The sequence below is a fragment of the Larkinella sp. VNQ87 genome, assembly GCF_049445795.1.
Lineage (GTDB): Bacteria > Bacteroidota > Bacteroidia > Cytophagales > Spirosomataceae > Larkinella.
The window spans coordinates 1-18,735 of sequence record NZ_JBMSDT010000019.1 but is presented as its reverse complement, the minus strand read 5'-3'; the positions used below and the strand labels follow the sequence as shown (position 1 = coordinate 18,735).

At 57.4% G+C, this 18,735-nt stretch carries 19 protein-coding genes; 16 read left to right on the top strand and 3 right to left on the bottom strand.

Translation table 11 applies throughout. The features are described 5' to 3' along the window. Positions 1–2: 2 nt before the first annotated feature. The 15 genes from ACO2Q8_RS26520 (at position 3) to ACO2Q8_RS26450 (ending at position 14,644) form a co-directional block, all read left to right on the top strand. The gene (locus ACO2Q8_RS26520; protein ID WP_423347918.1) at positions 3–1,865 is read left to right on the top strand and encodes a type VI secretion system baseplate subunit TssF; all 1,863 of its coding nucleotides are present in this window, start codon (positions 3–5) and stop codon (positions 1,863–1,865) included. 11 nt (positions 1,866–1,876) lie between these two features. Continuing rightward, the gene (locus ACO2Q8_RS26515) at positions 1,877–2,809 is read left to right on the top strand and encodes a hypothetical protein (RefSeq protein WP_423347917.1); all 933 of its coding nucleotides are present in this window, start codon (positions 1,877–1,879) and stop codon (positions 2,807–2,809) included. Positions 2,810–2,825: 16 nt separating this feature from the next. Beyond that, the gene (locus ACO2Q8_RS26510) at positions 2,826–3,983 is read left to right on the top strand and encodes a hypothetical protein (protein ID WP_423347916.1); all 1,158 of its coding nucleotides are present in this window, start codon (positions 2,826–2,828) and stop codon (positions 3,981–3,983) included. Positions 3,984–4,119: 136 nt separating this feature from the next. After that, entirely contained in the window at positions 4,120–5,040 is a 921-nt protein-coding gene (locus tag ACO2Q8_RS26505; RefSeq protein WP_423347915.1) for a hypothetical protein, read from the top strand. 19 nt (positions 5,041–5,059) lie between these two features. Continuing rightward, a complete protein-coding gene (locus ACO2Q8_RS26500; RefSeq protein ID WP_423347914.1) occupies positions 5,060–7,606 on the top strand; it encodes an ATP-dependent Clp protease ATP-binding subunit in 2,547 nt (848 codons plus the stop codon). Between the two features lie 3 nt (positions 7,607–7,609). Beyond that, positions 7,610–7,912 carry a PAAR domain-containing protein gene (locus tag ACO2Q8_RS26495; RefSeq protein WP_423347913.1) on the top strand — a complete coding sequence of 101 codons (303 nt, stop codon included), beginning with the start codon at positions 7,610–7,612 and terminating at the stop codon, positions 7,910–7,912. A gap of 43 nt (positions 7,913–7,955) precedes the next feature. After that, positions 7,956–8,402, top strand: coding sequence for a hypothetical protein (locus ACO2Q8_RS26490; protein WP_423347912.1), 447 nt, complete (start codon positions 7,956–7,958; stop codon positions 8,400–8,402). A 142-nt stretch (positions 8,403–8,544) separates the two neighbouring features. Then, positions 8,545–9,906, top strand: coding sequence for a DUF5458 family protein (locus ACO2Q8_RS26485; protein ID WP_423347911.1), 1,362 nt, complete (start codon positions 8,545–8,547; stop codon positions 9,904–9,906). A gap of 30 nt (positions 9,907–9,936) precedes the next feature. Continuing rightward, entirely contained in the window at positions 9,937–10,314 is a 378-nt protein-coding gene (gene tssD, locus ACO2Q8_RS26480; protein ID WP_423347910.1) for a type VI secretion system tube protein TssD, read from the top strand. 27 nt (positions 10,315–10,341) lie between these two features. Next, entirely contained in the window at positions 10,342–10,899 is a 558-nt protein-coding gene (gene tssD, locus ACO2Q8_RS26475) for a type VI secretion system tube protein TssD (RefSeq protein WP_423347909.1), read from the top strand. Between the two features lie 62 nt (positions 10,900–10,961). Continuing rightward, complete coding sequence (gene tssD / locus ACO2Q8_RS26470; protein WP_423347908.1) at positions 10,962–11,360, top strand: type VI secretion system tube protein TssD; 399 nt, start codon at positions 10,962–10,964, stop codon at positions 11,358–11,360. A gap of 21 nt (positions 11,361–11,381) precedes the next feature. Further along, on the top strand, positions 11,382–11,930 hold the full coding sequence (gene tssD, locus ACO2Q8_RS26465; protein WP_423347907.1) for a type VI secretion system tube protein TssD: 549 nt from the start codon (positions 11,382–11,384) through the stop codon (positions 11,928–11,930). A 19-nt stretch (positions 11,931–11,949) separates the two neighbouring features. Further along, the gene (gene tssD / locus ACO2Q8_RS26460; protein WP_423347906.1) at positions 11,950–12,321 is read left to right on the top strand and encodes a type VI secretion system tube protein TssD; all 372 of its coding nucleotides are present in this window, start codon (positions 11,950–11,952) and stop codon (positions 12,319–12,321) included. A 16-nt stretch (positions 12,322–12,337) separates the two neighbouring features. Further along, positions 12,338–12,844, top strand: a complete 507-nt coding sequence (tssD, locus tag ACO2Q8_RS26455; RefSeq protein ID WP_423347905.1) for a type VI secretion system tube protein TssD — start codon at positions 12,338–12,340, stop codon at positions 12,842–12,844. Positions 12,845–12,847: 3 nt separating this feature from the next. Beyond that, on the top strand, positions 12,848–14,644 hold the full coding sequence (locus tag ACO2Q8_RS26450) for a type VI secretion system Vgr family protein (protein ID WP_423347904.1): 1,797 nt from the start codon (positions 12,848–12,850) through the stop codon (positions 14,642–14,644). Positions 14,645–14,651: 7 nt separating this feature from the next. On the opposite strand, the gene ACO2Q8_RS26445 is transcribed toward ACO2Q8_RS26450, so the two are convergent. The 3 genes from ACO2Q8_RS26445 to ACO2Q8_RS26435 all read right to left on the bottom strand — a co-directional run bounded on the left by ACO2Q8_RS26445 (position 14,652) and on the right by ACO2Q8_RS26435 (position 17,095). Next, a complete protein-coding gene (locus tag ACO2Q8_RS26445) occupies positions 14,652–15,413 on the bottom strand; it encodes a TssN family type VI secretion system protein (protein WP_423347903.1) in 762 nt (253 codons plus the stop codon). 111 nt (positions 15,414–15,524) lie between these two features. Next, positions 15,525–16,001 carry a hypothetical protein gene (locus ACO2Q8_RS26440; RefSeq protein ID WP_423347902.1) on the bottom strand — a complete coding sequence of 159 codons (477 nt, stop codon included), beginning with the start codon at positions 15,999–16,001 and terminating at the stop codon, positions 15,525–15,527. A 104-nt stretch (positions 16,002–16,105) separates the two neighbouring features. Continuing rightward, positions 16,106–17,095, bottom strand: coding sequence for a glycoside hydrolase family 5 protein (locus tag ACO2Q8_RS26435; RefSeq protein WP_423347901.1), 990 nt, complete (start codon positions 17,093–17,095; stop codon positions 16,106–16,108). A gap of 154 nt (positions 17,096–17,249) precedes the next feature. Here ACO2Q8_RS26435 and ACO2Q8_RS26430 point away from each other — a divergent pair. Beyond that, the coding region (locus ACO2Q8_RS26430) for a ligand-binding sensor domain-containing protein (RefSeq protein ID WP_423347900.1) at positions 17,250–18,735 on the top strand (1,486 nt) is incomplete at its 3' end.

The following is an 18,735-nucleotide window of genomic DNA, read 5'->3' as shown; positions in this document are numbered from 1 at the left end:
CGATGATTACTGCCAACCGAGTGACGGATACCTTCGCCCGCGAACGGGTGAAAAACCGGATGCTGCGCCGGGCGGCCGAGTTATGGGGGTACACGGAAACGGACCTCGACAGCTTCGATCCGCTGGTGGCGTTGCTGATCGAAGCCTGTGCCGTGGAATTCGAGCGGATCGGGGTTGAAATCGGGAATACCCAAACCCGACTGCTCGACCGGCTGGCCCAGGTGCTGCATCCCGAACCGGCCGTGGCCCGACCGGCATTCGGCATCGCACAGGTTCGTCCGGTAGAACCCCGGGCTTCGGTATCGCCCACCACCCAGTTGGCTTACAAACGCACCGCCCGAGCCGAAACCGGCGGGAGTACCACGAACCAGGAAATTTATTTTTCGCCTGTCGGCACGTATCCGGTTTTGGATGGGGCCGTTCGGTACATCGCTACGTCCGAAACGCTGTTTGGCGTAGACGAAAACAACCAGAAAATACCGCTCGCCCAGCGCCAGCATGCACCGGCTATCCGGGCGCACCAATCCCTATGGCTGGGGTTGGAACTCGACGAAAATGTGCCGTCGCTAACCGGGATTTCGTTCTTTTTCGACTGGCCGACCGAAGCCGACCGGCTGACCTGCCAACCGCTGCTGGCATTAAGCCCCTGGCAATTGGGCAGCCATACCCTCAGTGTGCAGACCGGTTTGGCAACGAACGACGGAAGCTCGGTTCCGCTGCCGGAACAGGCGTTCAATCCGATGCACAAGTTGGAAAAACTGGCCGAACGGGCGTGCGACCGGCATTTTGTCACCATACAATCCGCCCCGGATTTCCAGTCGGTCGGGGTGCAGCGCCAGCCCTATCCGACGGTTTTTGGGCAATTATTCGCCGAACGGGATTTACGAACGCTGCGGGAACCGCTCTGGTGGATCGAACTGCAACTGCCCCATACCATCGGTTCGTCGGCACTGGCGGGCGTGTTCTGCGGCCTGAACGGTTTTCCGGTCATCAACCGGCGACTGAACCGGCTTACGTACCGGCTACAACCAAACCTGAATATCATTCCGCTCGAAACCGACCGCTGTTTTCTGGCCGTCCGCGAGGTTAGAAACAGCCAGAACCGACCGCTGACCGCCATTCCATTCTCCAATCCATCGGAACTGGAAACGGATACGTACACCGTGCAGTACGGCCTGGGTCGCTTCGACGACCGCGACGCCCGGCAGGTGCTCGTCAACCTGATGGAGTTACTGCGGGACGAAAGTGCCGCCTTCAGCGCCCTGGGCGAAGATTTTCTGGCGTCGGCCATTCGGGAACTGAACCAGGCGCTGGCCCGGCTCGAAGCCAAGGTGGATCAGAAAATGCCCAAACGCGACGCCGTTCCGTATCTGGTCATCAAACCGAAGCGACCGGGTGAAACGGTTTTTATCGAATACTGGACCTGCGACGGCGAGACGGTCAACCGGTTGCCGGTGGGGAGTCGGCTGAATCCCTACAACGATACGACCCTCCGTCGGGATGCCGGTTTTCTGGTCAGCAGCACCCTCGGGGGCCGCGAACGCCCCGGTGAGTCGGAGAAGATTATGCACTACAAACAGGCGCTGCTGACCCGAAACCGGGTTGTCACGCCGGAAGATGTGCGAACGGTTTGCCGGACCGAATTGGGAACGCACCTGCAGCAGGTCACCGTCGAACGCACGTTCCGCGTCAGCACGGATTCGACCAGCGGTTTTGAGCGGTGCCTTCGCGTCAGGCTGGTGCCTTCGGCCACGAGTTCGTACACCCCCGCCGACTGGGAACAGCAGACCCGGCTTTTGCAGCTTCGGCTCGAAGACCAGTCGGTCGCTTCGCTACCGTATCAACTGGTTGTTTCACCCGCTTAACCGATCTGTGCATGGAACCGCTCACGCACTACGCCGAACGCCTGAACCACCTGCCTGTTGACTTGCGCGCCGAGGTGGTGCTGGCCGACATGCTCGAAGACGGCATTTCGCCCGATGCGTTGATTCTGAATCCGGTGGGCGGTTTTAAACGGGCATTCGGACGCGACCTGGCCCGGACGGAGTGGGTCGAATCGCAGCAGAGCGCCCGACGCTGGCTCCAAATCGACCTGAACCGCAACGGTTTGTATGATTTGCTGCCCGAGGGTATTGCGCACCAGCCTACGTCGAACCAGACAGCGGTTTCGACCGAAGCCCTGCTGCTGGAGATGCAGCTACAGCAGGAGCGCGAACAGGCAGCCCGCCGGTTTTTCCGGCCCATCGAGCAGGAGTTTTTTCGGCAGCGCATCCGCATCGAGCAGGAACAACGCCGGTTTCCGTTCGATTCGGAGCCCCGGCCCGACGACCTGCTGGGCCAGTTTTGGGACGTACCGGATTTTCTGACTCCGGCCCAGTTCCAGCGTCTGATGTACCTGCTGCCGGTCATGCACCGGATGGCGGGCGATTGGTCGGCCGTGCGCTCCTGCTTTGAAGAGGTGATTGAAGAGCCGATCCATCTGGAAATTATTCCGCCCGGATTGACGAACGTCGCCGTGGATACCGCCCCTTTGGGGGACTGGCAACTGGGCACGAATTCGGTTTTCGACGGCTGGCTGTCCGACGAAGAACCAAAGGTACGGATCACGGTCCGGATCAACCAGGCCGGGCGGATTGCCGCTTACCGGCCGGGCGGCAACGGATTGCGGCTGCTCGAATGGCTGGCGGGGTATCTGATTCCGCTGGATGTGGGCCTTCGGATCGACCTGGACACCTCGGAATTGCCCGATGCTTTTCTGTTCACCAGCGACGACCACGCCGGTCGGCTGGATTTCACAACCTGTCTTTAACGCTTTCGTTTCTGGTATGCTTGTTCCTGAACTCACCTACCTGCCCGTCAACTGGATCGACGGCATGAAGATCGCCCGGCGGCATTTTACCGAATGGGAAAACTTCATGCACGATCAACTGCGCGATAGTCACGCACTCGGTCTGTCCAAATTCCGATACGGTATTCTGCCTGCCCAGGACGCGCTGGACCTTCAGATTCAGTGCGATTACAACCAGCAGATCAAGGTGCTGCTGCGGAGTTGCCGGGCCATCAGTCCGCACGGGGGCCGGATCGATTACCACAACCTGACCGACTCGCTGACCTGCACGACGTCGTTTCCTAAATTGGCCGAAACCTACAGTTTGCAAACCGGCAAACCGCAGACCTTCGATGTCGTGCTGACGGTCGATCCGTTCAACCGCGTGCCGACCGGCGAACCGATTCTGACCGAAACGCCCCCGCGCCATCCGCACACCCGGCCCGGCTACCAGCTCAGCGTCCTGCCTTCGTCGCAGGTTCGGCCAGCCGAACTGAACTACCAGTTGATCATCGGGCGGGTGCGCTACAACAACGGCGAAGTGCAGCCGGACGCCGACTACCTGCCGGCCTGTACGGCCGTTCAGAGCCTGCCCCGGTTGCAACAATGGCACCAGCAATTTGGCAAACACCTCGAATCGCTGGAAACCAACGCCTTCAAGATTTTGCAAAAGAGCAAAGACCGCGACCCGAAAAATGCGCTGCAAAACAGCACGCTGCTCATGGCCGAGCGCATGGCGTTCATCCTGGCCGACCTCAGCACCCGGTTTAGCTGGATCATTCCGTACGAGCCGCCGATTCAACTGGCCGAGCTGCTCATGCGGCCGCTGCAGGCCGGGCGGGTAGTCATGAACATGCTCAGCGGACGGGAGCGCGAGGAGTTTGTGGGCTACATCAGCGAGTGGGCCGACCTGACGCCCGGCGCGCTGGAAGCTCAGCTCAACGCGACGCTCCAACTGCCTTACGAACACACCGAACTCAGCACGCTGCTGACCGAACTGGATACCTTTTACCGAACGCTGACGAACGTCTTTTATAAGCTGGCCCAATTGGACTTTATCGGCAAGCGTAAGGGACAAAACGTCTTTATCATCGAACACGAAGTGAAGGAAAACCCGCCCGAAAAACCGCGCTCCCGCTGGAGTCCGTTGGGGTGAGAACGGTTTTCAGTTTACGGTATACAGTATTCGGTATACGGTAGGCTGTTGAAAAGGGAATATCGAATAACGAACACTGAATAACGAATAGCGAAGTGTCGCCGAACCGTAAACTGAAAACCGTAAACCCATCCACATGGAACCGCTGAATAAACCCGAACGACAGCAGGCTTTGGGCCGATTTGTGGGCGTGTATTGCCTTTCCCTCAGTGTGCCGCTGCTGGCGGTGTACCTGCTGTTCAGCGCGCCGAATTACGTGCTGAAGCAGGAGAACGCCCGACTAACGGCCACTCTCGCCGAACAGAGCCAGAAACTCATGAAACGCATGGACGGCGTGACGGCCGACCTCAAAACCCTGCAAACCACCGATCAGGCCTACCTGAAAGCCACCGATTTGGAAAAAGGCAGCCTGAAAACCCAATTATCGGGTCTGGAGAACGGCTTGCAACAACAGGTCAACGGACTGAAAGCCGACACGGCGCAGTTGCAGCCACTCAACAAGCAGCTTTCGAATGGTCTGATCAGGGCTTACGACGCCGTATTGACCTACCGCAACAGCATCAGCTCCCTGCGCGATCTGCTCGAAAAACGCGGTATCGACGCCAGTCAGGTCGATAAGCTGACCGCTGCGCTCCTCCAGGCCCGGCAGGAAAACGAACTGCTCAAGATTCTGGCGGCTAAATCGGCCACCGCACCGGCTCCAGCCCCCGCCAGCGGTGGCGGTGGCCCCAACTACCTGACGCAGTATCAGGACTGTTCGGGAAAACTGGCCACGGCCCAAACCCGCATCAACCAGTTGCAGGAGCAACTCCGGGCTACGGGCAATCCGGTTCCAGCGGCCCCGGCCCCCGTTGTGGCTGGCGTCTCACGCGCCGATATCGAAATGGAGTTGGCCGAACGCTGCGAGAAAAAAGCCGATGCCACCAACCGGCCTCCGCTCTGGCGACGCCCGCTTTACGAGTTTGCGATGGAGACGCTCGAGAAAAATCCGCGCCCCGAGGCCAAGCAACGTATCACGACGATTCACGACAAACTTCGGCGTTTAGGCTCCGACTGATTCTTAACCCTTTACACACATGGCGTACACGGAACCGGTGAAACGGGCCATCCAGATTGCCCAGGCCCTCTCGAAAGAGTACCAGAACGAACTCTTCGCCCCGGCGCACCTGCTCATGGGGTTGCTCCACAACGAGGTCGGGCTGGCTTCGTGGCTGGCCGTGCAGGGGCAGGATGTGCCGTACCTGCGAGAATGGGCCGAAGTCCGCATCGAAGCCAGCCCGAAAGCCAGTCGGTTGTCGACCAATCCGCCGGGCGATGAACAGGTCAAGCTGGCGATGGAACTGGCCGACCTGATTGCGATGCAGTTGGGCAAACCGCAAACCGACCCAGTTTGTGTGCTGGCCGCTTTGCTCAAACCCGGCGTGGGCTTCACGGCCGAACAATTGCGCAGTTTTCCGCTGACGCAGGCCGAACTGATGCAAACCGCCCTAGCCGACACCGACGTGGAAACCGCCGTAGCCGCCGAAAAACCGGATGCCGGACAACGCTCCGCTACGCCGACGGGTTCGGCTACGCAGGCCCTGTTGCGGTATTGCGTCGACAAAACGGCGATGGCCACCGAAGGGCGTCTGGACCCGATTGTGGGCCGCGACCGGGAGGTGCGGATGATGACCGAAACGCTGGGCCGCCGGACGAAGCCGAACGTGATTCTGGTGGGCGAACCGGGCGTCGGCAAAACCGCTCTGGCCGACGGTTTTGCCTTAAACATCGTGGCCGGAGAAGTGCCGAACCACCTCCGGAACGCCCGGCTGCTCGAACTGGATCTGGGCGCATTGGTGGCCGGAGCTTCGTACAAAGGCGAGGTGGAAGACCGGCTCAAAAGCATTCTGAAGGAAGTGAAGCAGGACGGAAAAGTCATTCTGTTCATTGACGAAATTCACCAATTGCTCGACAGCCGGGGGCCGCTGGGAACCGGCGTTGCCAACCTGCTCAAACCCGAACTGGCGAAGGGAAACCTGACCGTGATCGGTGCCACGACGCTCGACGAATACCGCAAATACATCGAAACCGACGAGGCATTCAGCCGCCGGTTCGACGTGCTGCGGGTGGAAGAACCGGATGTCGAAACCGCCACGCGGATGATCGAACGGCTGGTGCCTTTTTACGAAACCCACCACCAGCTTGCCGTCGGGAACGATGCGGTTTCGGAAGCCGTCGTGCTGGCGAAACGCTACAGCCGCCACCGCCGTCTGCCCGATGCCGCCGTCGATCTGCTCGACCGCACGCTGTCGGCCGTCCGCATGATCAGCGAACGGACACCCGCCGAACTGGCCAAACTCCGCGAACGACTGGAACAAATCACCGATTCAGGCACCGGAACGAATCAACTGCGCGACCTGCGGTTTTTGCACAAGGAACTGGAGCAGAAAATCAGCCCCATTCTGCTGGCCAATCTGAACATCGAATCCGCAGCAAACGCCGAATCGGAGGAAGACCCGTTCGAGTCGGCATCGGCCCTGGAAGATCACATTCACTGGAAAATCAACCAGTTATCAGAACTCACCACCGTACCCAAAAGCCGCGTGGACCGGCAGGATGTGGCCGCCGTGATCTCGCACAAAACCGGGATTCCGCTGGGGAAAATTCAGAGCCGGGAGCGCGACAAACTGCTGGCGATGGACGAGGTCTTGAAGCAGCGCGTCATCGGGCAGGACCACGCCGTCAAAGCCGTTGCCGACGCCATGCTGGAAGCCCGGTCGGGCCTGACCAAAGCCGGGCAACCCATCGGTTCGTTTTTTCTGCTCGGTCCGACCGGCACGGGCAAGACCGAACTGGCGAAATCACTCGCCGATTTTCTATTCAACGACGAATCGTTTTTGATCCGGTTCGATATGTCGGAGTTCAAGGAAGAACATTCGGCGGCTTTGCTCTACGGCGCTCCTCCGGGCTACGTGGGTTACGAAGAAGGCGGTTTGCTGGTGAATAAAATTCGCGAAAAACCGTATTCCGTCGTGCTGTTCGACGAGATCGAAAAAGCGCATCCATCGGTGTTCGACATCTTTCTGCAAATCCTCGACGAAGGCCGGTTGCACGACCGGCTGGGCAAGGAAGGCGACTTTTCGGACGCGGTCGTGCTGTTCACGTCCAACATTGGCAGCCAATTGGTCATCGAGCGGTTCGGCGCGGGGCAGATTCCGACGACCACCGAACTGATGGAATCCATGAGCCGCCACTTCCGCCCGGAATTTCTGGCCCGGCTGACCGAGATTGTGCCGTTTGCGCCCATTTCGGAGGAGAACGCCGTCCGAATTTTCACGCTGCACCTGCGGGGCCTGACCGACCAGCTCGCCCGGCAGGGCATCACGCTCGACCTCAGTCCGGACGCCCGCCGTCACCTGGCCTTGTCGGGGTTTACACCCCAGTACGGTGCGCGGCAACTGAAAGGCGTGATTCGGAACCAGTTACGGCGGCCGTTGTCGCGGATGATCATTGCCGGTGAGGTATCCAAAGGGACAACGGTGCAGGTCGGTCTGGAAAACGAGGAACTGACGTGGACGATCACCTCGGATCAACCGGCGATTCCCGAACCGATGCAACAACCCCTTGTAGCCCCAACCGCCTGAACCATGTCCCAGCCAGCCGCCCGCCTGATGGATATGCACGTTTGCCCGATGCAGACGCCCGCCGTCGTCCCGATTCCGCACGTGGGCGGGCCGATCATGGGGCCGGGCATGCCGACGGTGCTGATCGGCGGACAACCAGCCGCGACCGTCGGCGACCTCTGCACCTGCGTGGGGCCACCCGACATCATTACGAAAGGCTCGGCAACGGTTTTGATCGGTGGAAAACCGGCGGCCCGGATGGGCGATATGACAGCCCACGGCGGCAGTATCGTGGCCGGTTGCCCAACGGTATTGATGGGAGGATAAGCTTACAGACTCATTAACAACCACTTAACAAACAACAGAAGCCATGTTTGATTACGGAATCGGCGGTCAGGAGCGCAAGCTCAACGTCAGCGAGAGCATCGTTGACATCCCGCAAAACAAAACCCTGCTCATCGAGAAACTGACCGCCGACCCTCCGATCCGCCCGGAGGTCGTCGGTGGATTGAAAACCGTCGATGAGGTCTTTGCCTATTTCCAGCCGGAACAGGGGGTTGAGTTTGAAACCGAAGACGGCAGTACGATCAGCGAAACCCTGCAATTCCGGTCGCTGTCGGATTTTGGCAAGAAAGGCATCATTGCCCAGAGCGAGTACCTGCAACAACTCAACATGACCTTCGAGGATTTTCAACGGTATGTCCGGCAGCTCAAGTCGAACAAAATCCTGAAAACCCTGCTCGAAAACCCCGACGGCAAAGCGGCTTACATCGCGGCCATTCAGGCCATGATCCGCGAACTGGAAGAAGCGGCTTAGAAGAGTACGGTTTTCGGTGGGCTGTTGGCGTAAAATGAATAATGAACATTGAATAATGAACACCGAATAACGAAAGGTAGGCGAACCGTATACCGAAAACAGAAAACCGTATACCGTAAACGGAAAACCGAAAACAAATCACATGGAAGCACAGGACAAACCCTTGAAAGTGGGTGAGAAAACCGCCGAAGCGGTTCTTTCGCTCGATGAAAGTTGCGCCAAACTGGCGAAATACGGCGGTTTCGGCATTCTGGAAACGACGCTGGAAGGTGTTCAGAATCTGAACCCGGAAAAGAAAGCCCGGAAGAAAATCTTCCTGACTGAACAGGCCAAACAGGCCGAACGCGCCGAGTTGAGCAAGCGCCTGCACCTGTTGCTCGATTTACTAACCAGCGCCGACTCCGTGGCCGAACTGGTCGAAACGGCGCAATCGAAAGCCGAAGGGGCCCAGACGTTGTTGAGCGAAAACCTGCGCCGGGCTTTTGAAGCCAACCGCGACCTCGAACGCTCGTACCGCTCGGTGGCCAGTTTCTACGCCAATACCGATCAGGACAAGGTCCGGAACGTGAACATCCTGAACGCCGAACCCGAGCAGATTACGGACCTCGACAACACGACGTTCATCGACGCCGTCGCCGAAGAGTTCGCCCGCAATTACGACCGGCTCGACCTGCGCGACAGCTACTCGCTGCTGGTATTGCCGGGGTATCTGGGTTCGAAAAAAGTGGTCGACACCTGGGCGCAGATTGCCCACAAAAACAAGGTGATGCTAGTGACGGATTTCCAGCACCTGGACGCTGCGGAAGACGTCGTGGACCTGTTCGAGTCGGCGGAATTGACCGGGGGCGACGCCTACCTCTCGAACGTGATGATGACCTGCAACTGGCTGGCGGGCCGGGGGCGATACCAGGACGTGGGCGAAGAAGACGACCTGTACGTGCCCGGATCGAGCGCCCTGGCCGGGAAAGTCTACGGAACCGTGATGTCGCAGGTGACGGCCGGGCGGAAACACGGCGCGCTCAACCAGGCCGATGGGGTGCGGTTTCCGCTGAAGAAAAGCGAAATCGCGACGCTGGAGAAAATGGGCCTGATTCCGATGGTCAACGAGTACGGAAAAGTGATGCCGTTTTCGGCCAAAACACTCTTCAACGGCGACAACGTCGGCCTGCAAACCTACTCGGTGGTGCGGGTTTTCGACTACATCACCAAAGTGCTGATCGACTTTCTGAACCGCCGGGCGTTTGAAAACTTCAACACGAATACCCGTATGGACATTCAGAAGCAGATCGTCAAGTTTCTCGACAGCGTCACCGGGCCGGGCAAGCTCATCGAGAAGTTCAAACTCATGCGGTTCGAGCAGGACCCGAAGAAGAAAGACCGCATCTACCTCGACATTCACATGGTGCCCTACTTTCCGTCGAAGACCTTTTTGATCAAGCTCGACGGGCAGAAAGGCGACGACCCGGATTCGGCCGAATGGAAAGCTGATTATGGTCAGGAGTAATGCATTTTATTCATCTAAACACGTACGATTATGGCTTATGGGGCACTGATGGAGCTTGGAGATGTCTCCCACACCTTAAACCGGGTTAATTTCTTCGCCATTCGCAAACGGGATAGCAAGGCCCGCTCGGTATCGAACACCGCCTGGACACTCATGATCTCGCTGTATGCCATTCGGGAAGAAGTATTTACCGAGTGGATGCTGGATCCGCAGAAGAAAAACAAAATTGGCATCATCTTCAGCGAGGGCATGGACACGGTCAAGCGGTGGGATTTTGAGGATGTGTTCTGCGTCGGTTTTGAGGAAAGCTTCATCGAAGACCTGGGCGTTTTCGAAACCGTCATCATTCTTACGGGGGAATCCGTCAACAACGGCAACGCGACAATCAAGTACGACTGGGGAGCGTAAGCTGCTTGGTCTTAATCCTTTACAACCATGCCAAGAAAAGCAATCCTATCCGTTTGCGGGCGGGACTTCAAACTGCTGGAGTTCAACGTTAGCCTGGTTCAGAAAATTAATAACCAGGGTAAACCGGCTTCCGGCGTCTACCTCGGTGATTTTTATTTCCTGATGCCGGGCGGGAACGATGTTTTTTTCGATTGGTTAAGCGATCCCGAACGCATGGAAAGCGGCATTGTCAAGGTCTACTACAACAAGGCACAATCGCCTTTTGTCGAGTACTCCTTCGTCAAGGGATTTGTGACCACGATCCTGGAAAACTACTACGAAAACGACCAGGCCGACAACAGTTTTAACCGGGTCAGCACCTCCGAGGATTTGAGCGAGAATTTTGAATTCTGGACCAATGTCGTCTCCCTGAACAAACAGGCGACCGGGGACAGCGCCACGGCCCATGCTTTGTCGAATTCGGTCGGCAAAACCCGGCAGTTTCAGCAGCGAACCGGTATTGCCCACGTGCTGATGGTGACGATGTCCTGCGAACAGATCACGATCCGGAACCTGATGCACGATAACATGTGGACCCAACGCTGACCGGTTTTCGGCTTTATCAAGCTTTTTCTCTCTGTTTCACTCACTTCTAAACCGTTTCATTCATGGATGCAACACTTCGCGCCGAAATGGAGGTCGATAATGAGCTGTTCATTCTAAACCGCTTTTTTTTCACCGCATCCCGAAAACGGGACAAAAAAGGCAAACCGGCTTCCGGGACAACCTGGCGGGTTTATGTCGCCATGGACGTCATGGAACAGGGCACCTTTGCCAGTTGGATGTTCGACCCCAACATGCAGAAAGATGTCACGATCACCTTTTTTGCCAATCAGAACGACGGCCAGGGCGAAACCAAAGTCAAAACCTGGAAGCTGAACGCGGTTTTCTGCTTCGGGCTGCTCGAGTTATTTATCGCCGATGCATCGTTCGAAACCACGAACTTTTTCTTCAGCGGAAAATCGGTATCGAACCAAAAAGCCACCCTGGAACACGAGGATGAATAAGCCTCATTGACGAACAACACCATGGCACATAAAGCGATTATAACGATTGCCCAGCAGGACATGCTGGCGCTTGAATTCCTGGTTTCCTTCAAACAGGCGGTGAACAACCAGGGAAAACCGGCTTCCGGGGTTTATCTGGGCGATTTTTACCTTATTCTCGAAGGCGGCTCGGATTTCTTCTTTGAATGGCTGGTCGATGAAGACCGGCTGGAAAAAGGAACCATCAAGACCTACCACAACGACCAGGCTTTTCTCACGTATGACTTCGAAAATGCGTTTGTCACCGACGTTTCCGAAAGCTATTTCGACAATACTGGTGCCATCAAGACGCAGTTCAACCAAGTGAGCGCAGCAGAAGATCTAAGCGAAGACGCGTACGAGTATGGTTATAATGCCAGCCGACTCAACAAACAGGACAACGTGCTCGTCCGCAACATGTGGAAACGCGTCCGGAAGTTTCAGGAACGCACCGGGATTCCCTACTGCCTGTTCGTGACGATGTCCTGCGAGAAAATCAAACTGCGCGATATTCCCCTCGACAATGAATGGGGTGGTACGAGCGACGAATAACCGTTAACCACAATACCGTATGGCTTACGAAGGAACGCTGACCGTCGAAGGAACCGACTATCCGATCAACTGGCTGTTTTTGCGGATAGTCCGGAGTGAAAACCAGCGGGGCGAACCCGCTTCCCGCCCGGAATGGGCCATTGTGATCAGTCTGGATGCGATGGAAGACAGCACCATTAAAAACTGGATGTTCGACCCGACCATGCAGAAAGACGCCAAGATCACGTTACAACGCATCGACGAAGAGGGCAAGTTCAAGGAAATTGAACTTAAAAAGGCGTACTGCGTCTGGTACCACGATGAATTTTACGCGGACATGGAATACCTCCACACCACTGTCAACATTACAGGCAGTGAAATTCACTTTAACAAGGCCACCCTCCAGGTGTAGCGCTTAACTTTTTGGTATGTCATTCAAGGCCACATTAACCGTAGAAGGCAAAAAATTTGATGTGCTGCAATGCACCCACACGCTGGTTCAGAAGTACCAGCGCGGGCGCACGACCTCGGGCGTGCGCGGGGGTGTCATCATTCTGATTCTGGACGGCACCGACGACGACCTGCTGGGCAATTGGGTGTCGGGGACCACGGTCAAAAAAAACGGTGAGATCGTCTTCGACCGGGTCGATCAGCGGTCGTCGCTGCAGAAGCTGGAGTTTGAAGATGCGTATGCCACGTTCTACTTCGAGTTTATGTCGAGGGGATACATCGATCAGGTCGACGCTATGGTTGAAGTCCTGCAAGAAACTATCAGTGTCGATATTACCAAAGAAAATGAGTATGAGCAGCGCGTTATCAACAACACCGTCAAACTTCTCCGCTTTGCGGAACGGACCCGCCACAGCAACTGCATCCTGATCCGGTTATCGGCGGCCAAAATCAAGCTCGACGGCATTGACCACCAAAACACCTGACGCATGGCCAAGCAGGTCATCACCCACGTTGAACTCGAAGGCGGCAAGGAACTCAAAAACGTATCCTTGCTAACCATCGAGCAGGACCTGTTCGGCCACCACCGGTTTGAACTCGCCGTGCCGTTCGAGGAGCTGGAAGACCCCAACGAACTGTTCTTCCACGAGTCGCACCGGAACGTGGTCGGCAAAACCGTCCAGTTTTCGTTCGAACCGCTGCTCGAAAAAGGATCGTTCGACTTTACGTTTAAAGGGATTGTGACCGAACTGGCCCTGAAAAACACCAGCGCCACCTCCAACATTTTTATCCTGAAAGGCTGCAGCCTGACGATTCTGCTGGAAGACAGCCGGGTGCGCCGGACGTTCCTGCAATGCAGCCTGAGCGATATTGTCAACCAGGTGCTGAATCCGTATCCCAACAACCTGCTCCGGCGGTCGGTGCAGCCCAACCATACGAACACGCTGAAGTACGTCGTGCAATACGACGAAACCAACTTCGAGTTTCTGACGCGGCTGGCAGCCGAATACGGCGAATGGTGTTTCTACGACGGCCAGCAACTGGTGTTCGGCAAGCCCGACGACCACGAAGTGGAATTCCGGGTCGACGGGGTGCAGACCTTTGCCATGTCGCTCCGGCTTCAGCCCGCCAAGTTTCTCTACAGCCGCTACGATTACACCGCCGACCAGACCTACGAAAGCCACTCCAACGATCAGTCGGTGAGCGGTTTGGGACAATGGGGCGAATTTGCGCTGGATGAATCGGAAAATTTGTTCGGCCAGGAATCGCAACTGCCGCTGCCGAAGCTCGTTCACGGTCAAAGCGAACTCGATGAAGTGACCAAAACGCAGAAGGCGATGCAAGCCAGTCGGCTGGTCGATTTTCAGGGCTTCGGCGAAAACCCGGACGTGTCGGTCGGCACGGTCGTTTCGGTCAAAGGCAGCCGGATTACCGAGCGCGGTACGTCCGAAGAAAACTTTGGCCGGTACCGGGTGACGCACGTCGCTCATTCGCTGGACAGCAGCGGGAATTACGCCAACACGTTCCGGGCCGTCCCGGATTCCGTCGCCTATCCTCCGCCGAATCCGTCGTTCAAACTCCCGGTCGGCCAGCCCGAACTGGCCCGTGTCATCGACAATCAGGACCCGGAAAAACTGGGCCGGGTCAAGGTGGAATTCCTTTGGCCGGGCAACAAAAACCAATCGGATTGGCTGCGGGTGGCCCATGCCTACACCGCCGACGGTGAAGGCATGCGGTTTGTGCCGGAGGAAGACGCCCAGGTGATGATCGGGTACGAATCGAACCTGGCCGAATACCCGTTCGTGCTGACGAGCCTGTACCCCAAAAAAGAGGGCATTCGTTACACCGAATCGGGCAATGTCCGGAAGGTGATTCAGACCAAAGGCGGCAACCAGATCAGCCTGTACGACAAAAACGGCGAGCAGCACATCGAACTGACCAACACCCAAAAAACCGATACGCGCGTGCTGTTGTCGTTTGCCGACAATGGTAGTATCACCATCGAAACGCAGGGCAACATCGTCATTGCCGGGCACGATATTCAGGTAAAAGCCGCCAACGACCTGACACTCGAAGCGCAAAACAACCTTGAACTCAAGGCCCGCAATGCCGTGACGATTGAAGGCACCGCCAGCGTCGGGATCAAAGGCGCTCAGATCGAAGCAGAAGCTGACGCAACGGCCAAAATCAAGGCCAACGCCCAGCTTTCGCTCGAAGGAACGCAAACCTCGCTGAAAGGCGACGCGATGGTGGAAGTGAAAGGGGGCGTCATTATGCTCAACTAACCCGGTTTTAAGCCGCCCGCATCGCCAGGATCGTGTCGTTGTCAGCCAATTGGTTCTGGTTGAAATCAAGACCCGGATCGAGGTACCGGCGTGGCTTCCACCAGGCGGTTTTTCGCGAAAACACCCAGCCATACGGCCGACCGGCCTGGTCGGTATACTGAATCGGGCTGGCGGGTGTCCGCTCGTTGTAATCGTTGATGAACACCAGAAAAAGGTCGCCGAGCGTCATGGAGACGGGCGCTTTGGCCTTAAAGTTAGTGAAGTTGGCATCCTCCGTCGTCTTGTGAAACTCAAACTGAATGACCAGGATTTTCGACAGGTCGAGCAGATCCAGGTCGGGCATGTCGCCGTTAACCGGATAATACCACTTTCGGTAGTCGGCAGGTGGAATAAGCCGGTAATACCGGTAAGCCTGTACCACCAGAAACGGAATCAGAAACGGCAGCAGGCTGGTCACGAACGGCCAGCGGTCGGCCAGATGACCGGTTTGCCGAAGCAGCACCAGCGCAAAACCGACGGCGAGCAACAGAATGCCCGCCGTCGCCAGAAAACCCCGTCCAAACGTCGCCAACAGCGCAGGAGCAAACCGCCTGCCCAGCCACGGGTGCAACACGCCCAGGCCCAGCGCCAGCACCTGGGCCAGCAAATAATAGGATTGAAAAGCAGCGCCATCCAGGGTACCTGCCAGACCCAATGCACCCAGCCCCAGGCCGATCACAATGCAGTACAGCAGCCCCGGAGATCGTTTGACGATGGATAAAATGGGCATTGGCGGAATGGATTTTGGGTAGTTACAACGTTGACAACGGACGGTCGGCGGCCATTCGGCGGGAACGACAGATCCCCCAACTGGTTTTGGACGCCGACCGGAGCCTTGCGCTCATTCGCGCCGGAATTCGACGGTATGATGCACGGTGGTCTGTTTGTCGGTTTCATCGAAGCCCCACTGCATGGTGGTTCCGTTGAGTTGCAGGTCATACTCTTTGCGCTGGCCTTTCCCATCCTGCAAAACGATTTTGGTCCCGCTGGTTTCCCAGGAGGCTTTGCCCGACGGCATAAACTTCGAAGCCGCTTTCATGATCATATTCCCCAGCGGATTCTGGCAACCCTTCACAGGCGTCATTTTCAGGCTTCCATCGGCATTCAGGGTAAGCCCCATATCCTCCCGGCAACCGCCGTAGAGGTCTTTGAAATGCGTGTAAAGGTCCGTAATACCGTCCATCGGCGGATTAATCCGGTGAGCGGTCATCCGCCAGGCGCCGGTTACATCGGGCGGAGTGTTCGGCGCAAAACCGAGACTGAACAAAGGCAGCAGGCCAGCCAGCAGCAATCGCCGGTACAGGGTGCGGTTTTTCATGGTGCGCTTGTGGGAATTTCCCGTATGGTTCCCTCAAATTTCCCCAATCTCTAACCCTTTGTCCATAACCCTTTATACCCACTGAGCAAACGGCAACCGGTTTTTCAATCGATCAGGTTCAACAGAAACGGCGACCGAACGGCGGTTTGCTGAATTCCGAGCGGATGCTCCAGCGCCACCTCCCGCCCCCACGGTTTCAGGTTGACAAACCGGCTGTCGGTGGTCATGTCCATGATCGTACAGAGCGGGTCGCCCCCGCCCTCGTTTCCCGGCCCCCACTCCCAGACCAGCCAGCCGATGTCGAGCCGGTTTGTTTCGGACAGAATGGCCTGATACTCAATGCGCCCGCTTGGCCCGCAGATGCTTTCGCCCCCGGCAAAGGCCCCAAAAGCAGCCCACTCGCCCACGATGAACGGCAAACCGGCCGCAACAGCCGCGTCGAACTGGTCGCGGATGAACTCCGGTGTGGCTCCGAACAGGATCGGCCAGTAGGTATGCACCGAAAACAGCAGGTTATGTTCCGGGTCGGCCTGAATCAGCCCCGGCCCTACCCGCACCAGTTGTTCGAGGTTTTTGCCCCAATCGGCCGCATCGATCACCAGCGTGGTGCGAATACCGGCCTGCCGGAGTTGCTGGACCGCGTTTTCGTAACCTTCCGTAAACTGCGCGTCCGTGACCTGATCGTCCCCGCATTCGTTGGCAATGTTCACCAGCAGATACTGCTCGTGCTTTTGAATCACGGCCAGGATATCGGCGCGTAGCCAAAAGGCCACCATCTCACCCAGCTTGCTCCAGTCGCCGGTAGCATCGTGAACCTCCACCATCGGAATCATTCTCTGCGCGACACACTGCGTAATCAGGTGGTCGAGTTCGGCGGCCGGGGTGGGCTGGCCGTTGTCTTCCCGGGCTTTCCAGACAAGCCGGACGCAATTGGCCCCGGTCTGCGCAATTTCGGGGAACGAAGCGCCGGTTCGGTCCATCCAGAAGTTCATTTTGTTAACGCCCCGTAACGTGACCTTGTGGCCGGAGGCATCGTGCAAAAACCGACCCTGCACGAAAAAGCCGGGTTTGGCGGGCGGATTCAATAAGTCCATGAGCAGAAGTGAGGTTGATGGCAAGCAATGACGGTAAAAATCCAGCCTTTCACTCAATACTTCAGCCCTCTTTTCCATCTATTTACCAAGCGGTTACAAATCATTGGTTAAAACCGCCCTAATCGGTTACTTTTATAGAGTAGGCCATCCGGTTATGAAAAAGCGTTTATCGACCGTCCTCATTTGCTGGCTAAGCCTTCTGGCGGGCACGCCCAATCTGCGTGCCCAGGCTCCCAACATTACCTTTGAGCACCTGTCGGTCAAAGACGGTCTGCCCGGGAGTGCGGTGTACAGCATTACCAAAGACCGCAAGGGCTTTCTGTGGTTTGGCACCCGCCGGTGTCCGGCCCGGTACGACGGCGTCAGCTTCCGACCGTTTCTGTTTCCGGAAACGTACCTGATTACGGGCCTGGCGGCCGATTCGGCCAACCGGATGTGGGTAGCCAGCGATCGGCAGGGCATCTGCCGCATCGACCCGAATGCCCTTCGGTTAACCGCCATTCCCAACACACCCAAAGCCACCGGTTATTTGTTTCTGGATTCAAACGGCGACGGCTGGTTCAGCGACACCAAGGGCGTCGGGCGCATCAATCTCCGCACGGGCGTCGTGCAGCAGTATCCCTTCCGGCAAACCAATTATTTCGGGCTGAAAGCCCTCGGGTTCGTGGAAGATGCACAACATACGCTCTGGGCCATCGGCAGCGATAACGGTCTGTTTCGCTTCGACCGCCGGGCCAATCGCTTCGTCTGCGTGCTGGGCATCGACTGCCCCGATCCGAAACGGCGGATCTTGCTGTACCTGAGTCGGGGCTGTGTCGATTCGGAAGGCATTCTGTGGATCGGCACGTACGGGGAAGGGCTGCTGCGGGTCGATCCGCGAACCGAACAATACACCTTTTTGAGGAGTCCCGAACCGCTCAACCGGGTTCTGTGTGTACAGGAAGGCCGCGACGAAACCGGTCGGCGGCTGTTGTGGGTGGGCGACGAAAAAGGGTTGCTGGTGTTCCGGCCGGAACAAAACCGGTTTTTCAGGTTGACGGACGTTCGGCCGGAACCGTTCTGCGTCAACACCCTGTACGCGGATGCAGAAACCGGTATTCTGTGGGTCGGCACCTCCGACGGCGTGTTGAAATACAATGCCCGCGATAACCTGATCCGGACCGTTGCCCTGCCGCCCGCGCTGGTTCGCCAGCCGGTCGTTGTCAAAGTCATTGCCGCCGACCGCAGCGATACGTCCGGGCAAACCTTCTGGCTCGGCCTGTCGCACACAGGGCTGCTGCGCTGGCACCGCCCGACCAACCGGTTCACGCTGATCCGCTACCCCGACGAAGCTCCCGAAACCATGTGGATCGAGCAACCCGACGACGGACGGCTCTGGATCGGGCTGCGACGCTGGGATTACAAGGGCGACGGCGTGCTGGTGTACGACCCGAAAGCCGGGCGCTTCGTCCGAACTCCGGCGGGCCAGCGGACGAGCCGCCTGTTCTCGGTGCCGTTTGTCGACCACGGTTTTATGGACCGCCGGGGGCGGCTTTGGGTGGGCAACAACGACGAAGGGCTGCGGGTCATCGACACCCGTACGGGCCGGGTGCTGCCGTACTGGCCCGATTCCACGATCACGGCTTTACATCGGAACAATA